This is a genomic window from Flavobacterium sp. 83, assembly GCF_000744835.1.
In the GTDB taxonomy this organism is placed as follows: domain Bacteria; phylum Bacteroidota; class Bacteroidia; order Flavobacteriales; family Flavobacteriaceae; genus Flavobacterium.
Genome location: NZ_JQMS01000001.1, coordinates 924,114 through 939,444 on the forward strand (window position 1 = coordinate 924,114; position 15,331 = coordinate 939,444).

General features: G+C 34.2%; 12 protein-coding genes. 8 read left to right on the forward strand and 4 right to left on the reverse strand.

Translation table 11 applies throughout. The features are described from left to right. Positions 1–64 precede the first annotated feature (64 nt). From T410_RS04005 to T410_RS04015, 3 genes are all read right to left on the reverse strand, one after another. Positions 65–481 (reverse strand): hypothetical protein, encoded by a 417-nt coding sequence (locus T410_RS04005; RefSeq protein ID WP_035668903.1) that lies wholly within the window; start codon positions 479–481, stop codon positions 65–67. A 40-nt stretch (positions 482–521) separates the two neighbouring features. Beyond that, positions 522–1,175, reverse strand: a complete 654-nt coding sequence (locus T410_RS04010; protein ID WP_035668905.1) for a metal-dependent transcriptional regulator — start codon at positions 1,173–1,175, stop codon at positions 522–524. Positions 1,176–1,367: 192 nt separating this feature from the next. After that, positions 1,368–3,239 (reverse strand): Nramp family divalent metal transporter, encoded by a 1,872-nt coding sequence (locus T410_RS04015; RefSeq protein ID WP_035668906.1) that lies wholly within the window; start codon positions 3,237–3,239, stop codon positions 1,368–1,370. Between the two features lie 85 nt (positions 3,240–3,324). On the opposite strand from T410_RS04015, the gene T410_RS04020 reads away from it, so the two are divergent. The 3 genes from T410_RS04020 to T410_RS04030 all read left to right on the forward strand — a co-directional run bounded on the left by T410_RS04020 (position 3,325) and on the right by T410_RS04030 (position 5,801). Continuing rightward, entirely contained in the window at positions 3,325–4,077 is a 753-nt protein-coding gene (locus T410_RS04020) for a transporter (protein WP_035668907.1), read from the forward strand. A 52-nt stretch (positions 4,078–4,129) separates the two neighbouring features. Next, positions 4,130–5,281 carry a lycopene cyclase family protein gene (locus T410_RS04025; protein WP_035668909.1) on the forward strand — a complete coding sequence of 384 codons (1,152 nt, stop codon included), beginning with the start codon at positions 4,130–4,132 and terminating at the stop codon, positions 5,279–5,281. 109 nt (positions 5,282–5,390) lie between these two features. Further along, positions 5,391–5,801, forward strand: coding sequence for a BrxA/BrxB family bacilliredoxin (locus T410_RS04030; RefSeq protein ID WP_035668910.1), 411 nt, complete (start codon positions 5,391–5,393; stop codon positions 5,799–5,801). A gap of 80 nt (positions 5,802–5,881) precedes the next feature. Here the strand turns inward: T410_RS04030 and T410_RS04035 are convergent, their stop codons facing one another. Then, positions 5,882–8,422 (reverse strand): PAS domain S-box protein, encoded by a 2,541-nt coding sequence (locus tag T410_RS04035; protein ID WP_193743721.1) that lies wholly within the window; start codon positions 8,420–8,422, stop codon positions 5,882–5,884. Between the two features lie 433 nt (positions 8,423–8,855). Between T410_RS04035 and T410_RS04045 the strand changes: the two genes are divergently transcribed. From T410_RS04045 to T410_RS04065, 5 genes are all read left to right on the forward strand, one after another. Then, entirely contained in the window at positions 8,856–10,211 is a 1,356-nt protein-coding gene (locus tag T410_RS04045) for a rhodanese-related sulfurtransferase (protein ID WP_035668914.1), read from the forward strand. A 186-nt stretch (positions 10,212–10,397) separates the two neighbouring features. Next, positions 10,398–11,729, forward strand: a complete 1,332-nt coding sequence (locus T410_RS04050) for a regulatory iron-sulfur-containing complex subunit RicT (protein ID WP_035668915.1) — start codon at positions 10,398–10,400, stop codon at positions 11,727–11,729. Continuing rightward, positions 11,713–12,192 (forward strand): gliding motility lipoprotein GldH, encoded by a 480-nt coding sequence (locus T410_RS04055; RefSeq protein ID WP_035668916.1) that lies wholly within the window; start codon positions 11,713–11,715, stop codon positions 12,190–12,192. Before T410_RS04050 ends, T410_RS04055 begins: the two co-directional genes overlap by 17 nt. Before the next feature lie 9 nt (positions 12,193–12,201). Then, positions 12,202–14,514, forward strand: a complete 2,313-nt coding sequence (locus T410_RS04060; protein WP_035668917.1) for a penicillin-binding protein 1A — start codon at positions 12,202–12,204, stop codon at positions 14,512–14,514. A gap of 115 nt (positions 14,515–14,629) precedes the next feature. Beyond that, positions 14,630–15,331, forward strand: coding sequence for a CoA transferase subunit A (locus tag T410_RS04065; RefSeq protein ID WP_035674070.1), 702 nt, complete (start codon positions 14,630–14,632; stop codon positions 15,329–15,331).

The following is a 15,331-nucleotide window of genomic DNA, read 5'->3' on the forward strand; positions in this document are numbered from 1 at the left end:
ACTGAACTGTTTTTTAAACTTAAATAAGAGTAAAACATCGCTATAATTACTGTTGGCACAAAGCTTATTTTATATACCCAATTTTGATATAATAGTCTTTTTTAGTAATAGTTATACCTTGTTTTGGATACGGAAAAACACTGGCAGTTTTTATTTTTCTTTGTTTTTTCGGCAAATATTCAGCAAACAATTGCTGGTTTGCTTCCTCATTTTTTGGAGAAAAAACGATGGTTTTATCTTCCACTAATTTTGAATCTTTATAAACGGAAATAACTGCTGAAGCTTCACCAGCCCAAACACAAATAACACCATCCGGACAACGGGAATCAGAAATAACTTCCTTCAAAACCAATTGATACCCTATTTTTTTAAGGCATATTTTTTGAGTGATCTTTACGTATTTTATATTTTCCTTTTGTGCATTTTGAGCAAAAACGGAAGTACAAAAAATCAGTAAAAAGGCTAAGAGACTATTTTTCATTTGATTTTTCTTTTAATTATACCAAATATAGTCCTTTTGGTTACGTAGTTTTTACAAAAAGATTAGTGGCAATTTTATTCGAAATGGTTAAATCCTTTTGGTCTACTTTTATTTTCAGAGACAAATCAAAACTTTCCTTACTTATAATTTCAATTTTAGAACCTAATGCGATTCCTTGCTTGTCTAAATATTTAAGGAATTCAGATGAAGTGTCTTTTACTCCTACACATATTCCCATTTGATTTTCATGCAATTCTGAAAGCAATTGTTTTTCAATTTTAATCATGCGGCCATTAACATCCGGAATGGGATCACCATGCGGATCTTCGGTTGGGTTTCCTAGAAAATCATCAAGTTTGTTGATTAGCTTTTCTGATTTAATATGTTCTAATTGTTCAGCAATATCATGAACCTCATCCCAGGAAAAATTCAATTTTTCAACTAGAAAAACTTCCCATAAACGGTGTTTCCTTACAATCATTTTTGCAGATAATTTACCCTTTTCGGTTAAAGAAACCCCTTGGTATTTCTTATAATGAACCAAATCCTTTTCGGCTAATTTCTTGAGCATATCGGTTACGGATGAAGCTTTGGTTTCCATCATTTCTGCAATGGCATTAGTACTTATTTCTGAATCAGAAAGAATCGTTAGATGAAATATGGTTTTAAGGTAATTTTCTTCGGAGAAAGTCATTTGATTTGAGATTGAAGATTATTGATTTTTGATTTTTTAGCCCCGATAGCAGTGGAAATCCTTTATTTTTTTTCTTTAAAAACAATAAAGATTACTTCACTATACTTTTATTTTCATTGGAGTTCAGTGAACTTTGTTTGTAACGTACAGCGGGAATAGTTGCTGATACTAAACCAAATTCAGCTTCAGCATTTAATTCTTTACGACAAGTAATGGAATTTTAATTTTGTGCCTTAATTTGTCAACAGTAGTTCCAAAGATTAAATCTTTGAACCCGGTATGCCCGTGAGTTCCCATGACCAAGACATCAAAATTTCCTTCATTGATAATTGTAGGAATCACTGTATTTGGTTTTCCAAAACCCAATTGTATTTCGACTATAAATCCTTTTTCTGACAGCATTTCTTTGTATTCGTTCAATAGTTTTTCGTCAATTAAAGTTTCATGATCGTCAATTTTTTCTCCATAAACGAGTGCTCCTACCGTTTCTACTACGTGAATTAAGGTGTATTTTGCATCTATTCCTCCTAATTGAAATGCGTTGTTTAATGCTACTTCATCCGCGCTTGAAAAATCTACTGAAACGGCAATATTCTTTTTAGTGTAGATCGCAGTTTTAGAAAATTGCAGTTTTAAATTGTGTGGTGAATGGTTTAGAATCCTAGTTTTGGTTTTGGCAATAAATGGTTTCACTACGATGTAAAGCAACAAAATCAAGAAACCAAATGCTAAAGGAACCACGGTAAACCATAATACAATTGGGTTATCAGAGGTTTCGAGCCAACCGTTTATTTCATCAAAAACTAATTTGGCATTTAGTGAAACGATAATTGTTGCTATAATCCAAGAAGCAATTTGGGTAATTGTACCAATATGAAATCCTTTCATTTTTGATTTATCGCTGACAAAATGAATTAGCGGAATAATTGCAAAACCCAATTGCAAACTTAAAATTACCTGGCTTAAAATCAATAATTTTCCTGTGATGCCTTCGCCAAAAATGGAAATTACAATTACGGCAGGAACAATGGCGATTAATCGGGTGATTATTCTTCGAACCCAAGGTTGGATTCGTAAATTCAAATAGCCTTCCATAATAATTTGCCCGGCTAATGTTCCGGTAACGGTTGAGCTTTGTCCTGCAGCAATCAAGGCCACGGCAAATAATATTGGTGCCCATTTATTGCCTAAAAGTGGTGCTAAAAATTTGTGTGCATCTTGAATTTCGGCAACTTCATACATGCCGTTTTTATAAAATGTGGCTGCTGCCAATATTAAAATAGCGGCATTTACAAAAAAGGCCAGATTTAATGCAATGGTAGAATCTATGAAATTGTATTTTAAAGCCTGCTTAATACCAGCATTGCTTCGGTCGAAATTTCTGGTTTGCACCAATGAGGAATGCAGGTACAAATTGTGCGGCATAACCGTTGCACCAATAATCCCTATGGCAATGTAAAGTGCTGCTTCATTAGGCATCGAAGGAATTAGTCCATAAATAACTTTCCCTATTTCCGGCTGGGCAAAAAACATTTCAAAAATAAACGAGAACCCAATGATTGCAACCAATACAATGATAAAAGCTTCCATTTTTCGGATGCCCTTATTGATTAAGAACAGTAGTAAAAAAGTATCTAAAACGGTTATAATCACGCCTTCAATAAGCGGAATGTCAAATAATAAATTGATACCAATTGCCATTCCCAAAACTTCGGCAAGGTCACAGGCGGCAATTGCAATTTCGGCAAGAAAATAAAGAATATAATTGATAAACGGCGAATAGGTTTCCCGTGAGGCTTGCGCCAAATCGCGTTGGGTTACAATTCCCAATCGTGCGCTTAAACTTTGTAATAAAAGCGCCATCAGGTTACTCATCAATAAAACCCAAAGCAAGGAATAACCAAACTGGCTTCCGCCGGCAATGTCAGTCGCCCAATTTCCCGGGTCCATATAACCAACACTGATTAAATAGGCTGGACCAAAAAAGGCTACTATTTTTCTAAAGGCCGATTTTTTATTTTGAGTAGAAACTGACTGGTGTACATCTTCTAAAGATTTTCCCATTTTTTAAAGTTATATCAGCAAATATAATAAATTTTTATATACAAAATATATTTTTTAGTTTTGTCTAAATTTTTATTTAGAAATAATGAAAAAAAATATTTTAGTACTTATAATGTTGCCATTTTCCAACCTGCTATTTTCGCAAAATTATCCGTCCATTCAAACCGACAGACCAGACCAGACGGAGTGTCCTTTCATTACACCTAAGAATTATTTTCAACTAGAAAATGGTTTCATTTATGAAAAAAATAACACCAATTCAACCGAAATTGTTGTGCCTACAATTTTGACCCGTTTTGGAATAAATGATCATTTAGAGTTACGTTTAATCACCGAATATGTGATTGAAAAAAATAGTTCTGACAAAATATCAGGATTTAATCCAATACTGATAGGATTCAAAACCCGACTTTTGGAAGAAACAGGAATAATTCCAGCTGCGTCCTTTATTGCACACATTTCAATTCCTAAAGTCGGTTCTGAAAATTTTAAAAGCCAATTCTATACGCCTGAATTTAGATTCACAATGCAACACACCATCTCAGATAAACAATCATTAAGCTACAATCTTGGCGCCGAATGGAATGGAGAAACAGCTGAACCTACATTTATTTATACTTTCACAACAGGATATTCCATCACTGAAAAAATAGGTGGATATATTGAATTCTATGGATATATTCCTCAACTAGAAAAACCAGACCATCGATTTGATGCTGGATTAACCTGCTTATTTAATCCAAACCATCAATTAGACATTTCTGGCGGACTGGGTTTATCTAAATCTTCCCCAAAATATTTTGCCGCTTTAGGTTATTCGTTTCGATTTAAAATTTGATTTCGATTCCTTCAAAATTCACTATTTTTGATAAAAATTGTCATCAATATAAATGAAACACTTCGATTACATCTTTACTGGAACTGGCTTATCGGCTTTGATGACCGTTAATAAAATGGTACTTTCGGGAAAATTTAAGCATAAAAGTATTTTGCTTATTGATGAAAACACTAAAAAAACCAACGATAGAACCTGGTGTTTTTGGGAAAAGCAAGAAATAATTTGGGAACAATCAATTTCAAAAAAATGGAATTCGGCATTGTTTGCCAACAAAGACTTTCGCCGCAATCTAGATCTAAAACCCTATCACTACAACATGGTGAAAGGTTCGGATTTTTACAAGCACGTATTTGATTTGATTTCGAAACAAAGAAATATCACTTTCGTCAATCAAAAAGTATTGGAAATTGAAGAATCCGAAAATATAATTCTGCTACAAACTGATTCTGAAAGTTTCTCCTGTTCTAAGCTTTTTAATAGCATTTACAACAACCAAAAAGTAGAAAATCAATCAAAATACCCTGTTTTACAGCAACACTTTATTGGTTGGTTTATCAAAAGTGAGCAAGCTGTTTTTAACCCGGAACAAGCCATATTCATGGATTTTTCGGTAGAACAAAGAGGAAATACGCGCTTTATGTACGTATTGCCCACTTCCAGAACCGAAGCTTTACTGGAATACACTTTATTTTCTCATCAACATTTAAAGAAAGAGGAATATGAAACTGAAATCAAAAAATACATACAAAATCTTGGCATAATAAATTACGAAATCATAGAAAAAGAGCAAGGAAGTATTCCTATGACGTGCTATCCTTTTTGGAAATTAAACACAAAAAATGTTATTAATATAGGCACTTCAGGTGGCTGGACTAAAGCCAGCACAGGCTATACTTTTAAAAATTCCGATAAAAAATCTACTGAATTGGTTTCTTTTTTGCATACGGAAACTAATTTCACGAAGTTCCATAAAAAGAGTAAATTCTGGTTTTATGATTTGTTGCTTTTGGATATTTTAGACCGTAAAAATGAATTGGGAAGCACTATATTTTCTTCCATGTTCAAAAAAGGAAATCCAACGCTAATTTTTAAATTCTTAGACGAAGAAACTTCTTTTCCAGAAGACATACAAGTGATATTAAAATGTCCTAAAATGCTATTTATCAAAGCTCTATTTCATGTTATTTTAAAACAAATAAAATAACAATCAAACTATAACAAAACTTTATACTACAAATAAACCTGTTGGATTTAAACTTTGTAACTTTGCATGATTAAACAAAGGTAATTTTAAACTTTTTAAAATAAAAAATATGTATCCAGAAGAAATGGTAAAACCAATGCAAGCTGAATTAACAGCTGCAGGTTTTCAAGATTTACATAGTGCTGAAGCAGTTGAAAACGCAATGAAAGCTGAAGGTACAACATTAGTGATTGTGAATTCAGTTTGTGGTTGTGCTGCAAGAAATGCACGTCCGGGAGCAAAAATGAGCTTAGATGGAGCAAAAAAACCAGACCATTTAATCACTGTTTTTGCAGGAGTTGACAAAGAAGCAGTTGATGCTGCAAGACAACATATGTTCCCTTTTCCTCCATCATCGCCAAGTATGGCTTTATTCAAAAACGGAGAATTAGTCCATATGTTAGAGCGTCATCATATTGAAGGTCGTCCAGCTGAATTAATTGCTGAAAACTTAAAAGATGCTTTCAACGAGTATTGCTAAAATTCAATACAAAAGACAAAAAACCACGTTCATTCGTGGTTTTTTTGATTATATCAGTTCCTGTTTTATTTTATAAAAAATTAAATAACGGTATCTCCTCCTTTTCTAAAACCGATTAACTTTCGGTATTTTAATTCCGTTTCTTTCAATTCCTCTTCCATTTGTTTGTATTTACTGATGTCCTTTATGGTTACAACAGCTGCAACAACATTATTGTCCTGATCAACTAATGGCCTGCCACTAATGAGAACCCGTCTCTTTTGCTGAGCAACAGGATTCCAAAGGACCAAATCGATATCATTTGTTTCCTCTCCGTCCAGCGCTAGTTCCATGGGTAATTTTTGAGAAGGAAAAACCGTTTTTTCATCAGGAAAATACAGTTCAAAATGATCTGTTAAATCAGATGATATTTTATCATCCTCTTCAATTCCAAAAATTTCATTGGCCATATAATTCGCCATTACTACTTTTTTATCGGCATTAGCGACAATAACGCCCTCGCTAATATTCTCTAAAATTAAACGTAACTTTTCTTCATTCTCATACAATTCATCAACGGCTTTTTTACTTTCAGTAATATCTCTTACAAAACCAATAAAAAGATATTTTTCACCCCTTTTAATAGGCGAAACACTTATAGACACAGGAAATTCAGCGCCCGCTTTATTTACAGCTTCTATCTCATATGTTTTATTTATGATATTTCCTTCACCAGTGGTTAAAAAGTGTTCCATGCCTTTTTTATGGGATTCGCGATGCTGCGTTGGAATAATAAATTCATACAACGGTTTCCCTATAATTTCGGTTGTTGTCCATCCAAAAACAAATTCTGCCTTTGCATTCCATCTTAAAACATTGCTTTCACTATCAATTACAATTACCGGATCAGGAGCGCCATCAAAAATGGTTTGTATCTGTTGTTCATTATCTTTTAATTTCTGGGTGTAATTAGTTAACATTTCATCATCAAGCCTTTTTTGGGTAATATCTCGTAAAACTGCATATATCATTCCTTCTTTAATATCTGTTGCTACAACTGATTCCGTCCATTTATAGGAACCGTCTTTGCATAATAATGGAAAAATAACATCTGATTCTACCTGCTCTCCTTTCAACCTTTTTTCTCTTCTTTCACTGACAATTTTCACATAATCTGGATGCAACAGATCCAAAAGTGATATTTTCTCTAAATCTTTTTGATCATAGCCTAAAATTTTAGTGAAAGCAGGGTTGATTTTTATGATTTTATTACCTTTTTCAACAAAAAAAGCATCAAATGACATCTCAAAAAAATTGTTGACTAATTTTAGCGACTCTTCATTTTTAATCTTTTCGGTTATATCCCGTGCAACTGAATACAGTATGCCTTGTTCTACATCGATAGTACTATGCCAGTTCAGCCATTTATAGGTACCATCTTTACAGCGAACACGATCTTCAAAATTTACAACTTCATCCCCTCGTAGTAGTTTAGCTAGCACTTCATCGGCTATATTTTTATCATCGGGATGCGTTAATTCCATAAATTTTAAGGTATTCATATCCTCTTGGGTATAACCCAATGTTTTGGTAAAAGCCGGGTTTATTTTTATAAAATACTCCCCTTTTGCAACGACAAGTAAGTTATTGGACATATTGAAAAATTTATCGGCAACAACCAGAGAGTCTTCCGTTACTTTTTGTGCGGTAACATCCCGCGCCACAGCATATAATAAACCTGTCGAAAGTTCAGGTGAAATGGACCATACAAGCCATTTTATTGAACCGTCTTTACAAACAAATCTATTTTTAAACTGAATCATTAAAGCACCCGTTTGCAGTTTAGCAACTTCTCTTTTTGTGATCTCTAGGTCATCCGGATATACAAAAAAAGTGTAGGGTTTATTCAACAATTCCTCTTCTGAGTAACCCAAAATCTTAATAACGGCAGGGTTAACTTTACCAAATTTTTCTTTGGTTCCAATAATCATCAAATCCGAAGACATATTAAAAAACTTATCCGTTACTTTGAATGACTCTTCCAGTTTTTTTCTTTCAGAGATATCTGTCGAAATTCCGCCAATAGCATAAATCCTTCCGGTTGAATCATACAAAGGAAATTTTACCGCGAGATAGGTATGAGGACCATCTGGTTGTTGGATGATTTCTTCTGTTTTTAGTTCTCTTAATGCTTTTGCCACTTCAAGATCAGAATTTCGATACACATCAGCCACTTCTTTTGGTAAAAAATCATGATCTGTTTTCCCTATTATTTCCTCATTCGGAATTTGAAATAAAGATCCAAATTGTTTATTAATCAATAAATACTCCCCATTTATTTTTTTTATAAAGATGGGATTCGAAGTGTTATCAATGATAGACTGAAGCAACTGTTTGTTTTCTAAAAGTAGATTTTGCGAAATATTTTTAGCACGTAATTGCCCCTTGATTATAAAATAGACGATGGTCAGTAAAACAATGGAAAGTACAAACAAGGAAAGTTCGATCCAATTAAATAGGGAATCATTTGTTTGATCTCTTTGCTTATCAAACCGAGAAATAAAAACCCATCCTGAAGCAATGACCACTAATAAATTGACAATAAACCCTAGTAGTATTTTTTTTTCAAAGGAAATTTTCATAGTAAAAATGGCGTTAAATTTAACATTCATCAACGGCAAAAAACCGAATAATCATTTACTTATACACATGAAAGTTAGTGAATTATATTCAATTAGCAAAAACGATTTTAACATCTCCACACTGAACGACGCACTACATCGCAAAAGAGTCATTTGTCTCCTAAACCGAACAAATATACCACTGGAAATAAAAGTAATACTCACCATAAGAAACGTTAAAATCTGTCCTTTTTTTGTTTGGAACAATTTCCCGCTATCCATTACAATCCATCTCGTAAAAAAACGAGATGGGATTTCCTCTTCTATCGGGGCTAGGCATTTGGGATTAAGAAATTATTTCATTTCCAAATTAATACTTACTTTTGCAGCGTTCAAGAAAATTGACTTGAATATTTTATCGAAAATAAATTTCTCAACTTAAACCGTTTATAGCATGCAACTGTATAACACCTTAAGCGCAGAAGAAAGAGCCATCATGATTGATGATGCCGGAAAACAAAGACTTACTTTGTCTTTCTATGCTTATGCGCAAATTCAAGATCCAACACAATTTCGTAACAATTTATTCCTAGCTTGGAACTCCCTGGAAGTCCTTGGCCGAATCTATGTAGCTCATGAAGGAATTAACGCTCAGTTATCACTTCCGGCTGATAATTTCTATGCATTTAAAGACACCATAGAAGTTTATGATTTCATGAAAGGAATCCGATTGAATATAGCCGTGGAGCATGATGATCACTCTTTCTTAAAACTGACCGTAAAAGTGCGCGATAAGATTGTTGCTGACGGATTGAATGATGACACTTTTGATGTAACCAACATTGGGGTTCACCTAAAAGCAAAAGAATTCAACGAAATTTTAGAAAACCCAAATACAATTGTTGTCGATTTTAGAAACCATTACGAAAGTGAAATAGGCTATTTTAAAGGCGCTATTACTCCTGATGTAGATACTTTTCGCGAATCATTGCCTATTATCAACGAACAATTACAAGATTTTAAGGAAGATAAAAACTTAGTAATGTACTGCACTGGAGGAATCCGTTGCGAAAAAGCTTCTGCCTATTTTAAACACCAAGGATTTAAAAATGTGTACCAGTTAGAAGGTGGTATAATTAATTATGCCAAACAAATTAAGGAAGAAAATCTAGAGAGTAAATTCATAGGTAAAAACTTTGTATTTGATCACCGCTTAGGCGAAAGAATTACAGATGATATCGTCTCACAATGCCATCAATGTGGAACGCCATGTGATGTGCATACAAATTGTGTGAACGAAGGCTGCCATTTACTTTTTATTCAATGTGAGTCTTGCAAGGAAAAAATGGAAGGCTGTTGTTCAACTGAATGTGTGAGTGTGATTCATTTGCCTGAAGAAGAACAAAAAGCCATTCGCAGAGGAATTAAAAACGGGAATAAGATTTTCAAAAAAGGAAAATCAGACGTTTTGACTTTCAAAAATAACGAAGAAACACATGGTATTTTTGTTGCTGAAAAACCAAAAACTGCCATCAAGAAAGAGCCGAAAATTAAGAAAATGTACATTGGAAAAGGAACACATTTTTTTCCAAAACCAAGCATAGGACAGTTTTTAATCGAAGACAACGAAATCAAAATTGGCGATACCATTCTGATCAAAGGAGCAACAACTGGCGAACAAAAAATAGTAATCAAAGAAATGCTTGTTAACGATTTGGCTCAAGATACAGCTGTTTCTGGAGACACTTGTACTTTTAAACTGCCATTCAGAATTAGATTGTCAGATAAATTATATAAAATTTTAGAGTAAAAATTAGCATAAAAGCACCATGAAATTAACCCATTACAAACCAAATTGTAATGGGTTTTTTTATTAAATATTTATGAATTATTGGTGCTTTTATGCGTTGCGACTTAAAACTAAAAAATACTATCTTTACACATTAAACGTTTTAAGAACTTAAGTTGTGCAAGTCACAACACTACATATAAGATTATGGCATGTACAAGTTGTTCAACTTCTGATGGTGGCGCACCTAAGGGTTGTAAAAGTAATGGGACTTGCGGCACCGATAGCTGCAATAAATTAACGGTTTTCGATTGGCTTTCTAATATGAGTTTACCTAATGGCGATGCTCCCTTTGACTGTGTTGAAGTACGTTTCAAAAATGGAAGAAAAGAGTTTTACCGCAATACCGAGAAAATAACATTAAGCATAGGCGACATAGTTGCCACCGTTGCTTCACCTGGACACGACATAGGAATTGTAACTTTGACAGGTGAATTAGTCAAAATTCAAATGAAGAAAAAAGGAGTCAATCATTTAAGCAATGATGTTCCTAAAATTTATAGAAAAGCATCCCAAAAAGATATTGATATTTGGTCAACAGCAAGGGATCGTGAAGAACCTATGAAGGTTCGCGCCCGTGAACTAGCAATTACCCAAAAACTGGAAATGAAAATTTCGGATATTGAATTTCAAGGTGACGGATCAAAAGCTACTTTTTATTACACAGCAAATGAGCGTATCGATTTTCGTGCTTTAATTAAAGATTTCGCTAAAGAATTCAGTACCCGAATCGAGATGAAACAAGTAGGTTTCCGTCAGGAAGCAGCGCGATTAGGAGGAATTGGTTCCTGCGGAAGAGAATTGTGTTGTTCTACTTGGTTAACTGATTTTAGAAGTGTAAATACCTCTGCAGCGCGTTACCAACAACTATCTTTGAATCCTCAAAAACTTGCCGGACAATGCGGAAAATTAAAATGCTGCTTGAACTATGAGTTAGATACGTACATGGATGCGTTGAAAGATTTTCCAGATTTTGAAACAAAATTAGTTACCGAAAAAGGAGATGCTATTTGTCAAAAACAAGATATTTTCAAAGGTTTAATGTGGTTTGCTTACACCAATAATTTTGCTAATTGGCATGTTTTAAAAATAGACCAGGTCAAAGAAATTGTTGCCGAAAACAAATTAAAAAACAAAGTTTCTTCACTTGAAGATTACGCAATTGAAATTATAGTTGAACCGGAGAAAAATTTCAATAACGCTATGGGTCAAGAAAGTTTGACGCGTTTTGACCAACCAAAATCAAAGAAAAAACCAAATAAAAAACGCAAAATTTCTGGTGAAAATGCTATTGTAGCAAACAATAACAAACTTGTAAGCAACAATAAACCTGCAAACAATAATAAACCTGTAAGCAGTAATAAACCTGCAAACAACAATAATAACCGTCAGGCTCCAAATGAAAAAAAGCCAGTAGCTGCAAAACCTACTGAACCAAGAAAACCTATAATTATTACTAAAAATGAGGCTAAAAAATAGCGCTTTACTTCTTTTGGTGGCAATTCTTTTTTTCTCTTGTGATAAAAAAAGAGTGTTTGATGAATATAAATCAGTTGGTAGTGCTTGGCATAAAGACAGTATTGTAACTTTCAATTTGCCAGAATTGGACACTACTAAACATTATAATTTGTATATTAACCTGAGAGATAATAACAACTATCAATACAACAATATATTTTTAATTGTTGCTATGGAGAAACCGAATGGCTTCACTAAAGTAGATACATTAGAATACCAAATGGCAAATCCAGACGGAACATTACTTGGCGATGGATTTTCTGATATAAAAGAAAGTAAATTGTTCTATAAAGAAAATGTAACCTTTAATGGAAAATACAAAATCCATATAAAACAAGCCGTCAGAGAAACTGGTAAAGTTCCTGGTATAACTCTTTTAGATGGAATTACAGACGTAGGTTTTAGAATAGAAAAAAAAGATTAAGAACGTATTATGGCTATCAAAAAAAACAACAATCAGACAAAAAACATTGATAAGGATGTCACTTACTACAAAAAGAAATTTTGGAAAATTTTCTTTTATGGAATGGGAATTATCGCTCTGTTTTTCTTATTTGCTTCATGGGGACTTTTTGGCTCAATGCCTTCTTTTGAAGATTTAGAAAATCCAGATTCTAATTTAGCTACAGAAATTATCTCAGCTGACGGAGTGGTTTTGGGTAAATATTTTGAAAAAAACAGGTCACAATTAAAGTATTCTGACTTACCAAAAAATCTTGTCCAGGCATTAGTAGCTACTGAAGACGCCCGTTTTTATGAGCATTCAGGAATTGACGGTAGAGGTACTTTGAGAGCTATTGCCAGTTTAGGAACAAGTGGAGGAGCGAGTACATTAACACAGCAATTAGCCAAACAATTATTTCACGGTGAAGGTTCTAAATTTTTGCCTTTTAGAATTGTTCAAAAAGTCAAAGAGTGGATTATTGCCATTCGTCTAGAAAGACAATACACTAAAAATGAAATCATTGCTATGTATTGCAACGTGTATGATTTTGGAAATAATTCTGTTGGTGTGAGCTCTGCTGCTAAAACTTATTTTTCAAAAGAACCCAAAGATTTAACCATTGACGAGTCAGCAATATTAGTGGGTATGTTCAAAAATTCTGGATTGTACAATCCGGTAAGAAATCCGCAAGGTGTAAAAAACCGCAGAAATGTAGTGCTTTTGCAAATGGAAAAAGCGGGTATAATCACTGATCCTCAAAAATTACAATTACAAAGTTTACCAATTACTTTACATTTTAAATTAGAAACGCATAAAGATGGTACCGCAACTTATTTTAGAGAATACTTACGTGATTACATGAAAAAATGGGTTGAGGAAAATAAAAAACTGGATGGTTCTGATTATGATATCTATAAAGATGGATTAAAAATCTACACTACTATAGATTCAAGAATGCAGTTGCATGCAGAGGAAGCAGTTTCCGCTCACATGGCAAACCTTCAAGAAGAATTTTTTATTCAATCTAAAGACAATAAAAACGCACCTTTTGTTAATATTTCTGAAGTAGAAACGCAACGAATTTTAAATCAGGCGATGAAATCTTCTCACCGTTGGGAAGTTATGAAATCAATGGATAAAAGTGACGAAGAAATACTAGCTTCATTTAAAGAAAAAACAAAAATGAAAGTCTTTACCTGGAAAGGAGAAAGAGATACTATCATGACACCACTAGATTCTATCCGTTATTACAAGCATTTTTTACAATCTGGATTGATGGCAATGGAACCACAAACAGGAAATATCAAAGCATGGGTTGGCGGTATCAACTACAAATATTTTCAATACGATCACGTAGGGCAAGGTGCCAGACAAGTAGGTTCTACTTTCAAACCATTTGTTTATGCAACTGCTATTGAGCAATTGAATATGTCTCCTTGTGATTCTATTTTAGATGGTCCGTTTATGATTCACAAAGGACGTCATCACGTTACCGAAGACTGGGAACCAAAAAACTCTGACAATAGATACCGCGGAATGGTAACTTTAAAACAAGGTTTGGCAAACTCTATAAATACGGTATCGGCAAAATTAATTGATAAAACCGGTCCAGAAGCCGTGGTAGAATTGACTCATAAATTAGGAGTTAAATCCGAAATTCCTGTACAACCATCCATTGCTCTTGGAGCTGTAGAAATTACCGTTCAGGACATGGTAGCTGCTTACAGCACTTTTGCTAATCAAGGTGTCTATATGAAACCGCAATTTATAACTAGAATCGAAGATAAAAGTGGTGTTGTAATCTATGAACCAATACCTGAATCACATGACGTTTTAAATAAAGACATTGCTTTTGCAGTAATTAAATTACTAGAGGGTGTTACTGAAGGCGGATCTGGAGAACGCTTACGTACAACCGGCGGTGGTAACGGAGACAATCGATGGACAGGCTATCCTTACTCGTTCAGAAACCCAATAGCAGGAAAAACAGGTACAACTCAAAACCAGTCTGATGGATGGTTCATGGGAATGGTTCCTAATCTTGTAACCGGCGTTTGGGTAGGTTGCGAGGATCGTTCAGCTCGTTTCAAAAGCATCACTTATGGTCAAGGAGCTACAGCGGCTCTTCCTGTTTGGGGTTATTTCATGAAACTTTGCTACGATGACCCAGGTCTTCATGTATCCAAAAGTGATTTTGACAGACCCGCAAATCTTTCCATCAAAGTAGATTGCTACACTCACAGAGCTGTAGTAAAAGACACGACTGACATCCAACAAGATACCGAAGAATTCGAATTGTAAAATTTTTATTTGAAGCTATTTCCAGCTGTACACTATATCTTTTTATCCAGCCTCGTTTCAAAAACGATACTGGATAAAAAGGATGCCGTTTCCATCTGGGCTAAAAAAAAACATCATGATCAACAAAAAAGTAAATACCGTCCAAGATGCTCTTCAAGGTATTCAAGACGGAATGACCATTATGCTAGGTGGTTTTGGACTATGCGGAATCCCAGAAAACTCCATAAACGAATTAGTTAAAAAAGAAAACAAAAACTTGACCTGTATTTCCAACAATGCAGGCGTAGATGATTTTGGCCTTGGATTACTTTTGCAAAAACGTCAAATCAAAAAAATGATTTCTTCCTATGTAGGAGAAAATGCTGAATTTGAACGTCAAATGCTTTCTGGAGAACTTGAAGTAGACCTTATTCCTCAAGGAACACTTGCGGAACGTTGTCGTGCTGCACAAGCAGGAATCCCAGCTTTTTTCACCCCGGCAGGTTATGGAACTGAAGTGGCCGAAGGTAAAGAAGCACATGAATTTAACGGAAAAATGCATATCATGGAACTCGCTTTCAATGCTGATTTCGCCATTGTAAAAGCGTGGAAAGGCGATACTGCAGGAAACTTAATCTTCAAAGGAACTGCCAGAAATTTCAATCCATGTATGGCCGGAGCAGCAAAAATTACTATTGCAGAAGTAGAAGAACTTGTCGAAGCAGGAACTTTAGATCCTAATCAAATACATATACCTGGAATATTTGTACAACGCATCTTTCAAGGAGAGCAATACGAAAAGAGAATTGAGCAACGTACAACCAGAAAAAGAGACTAA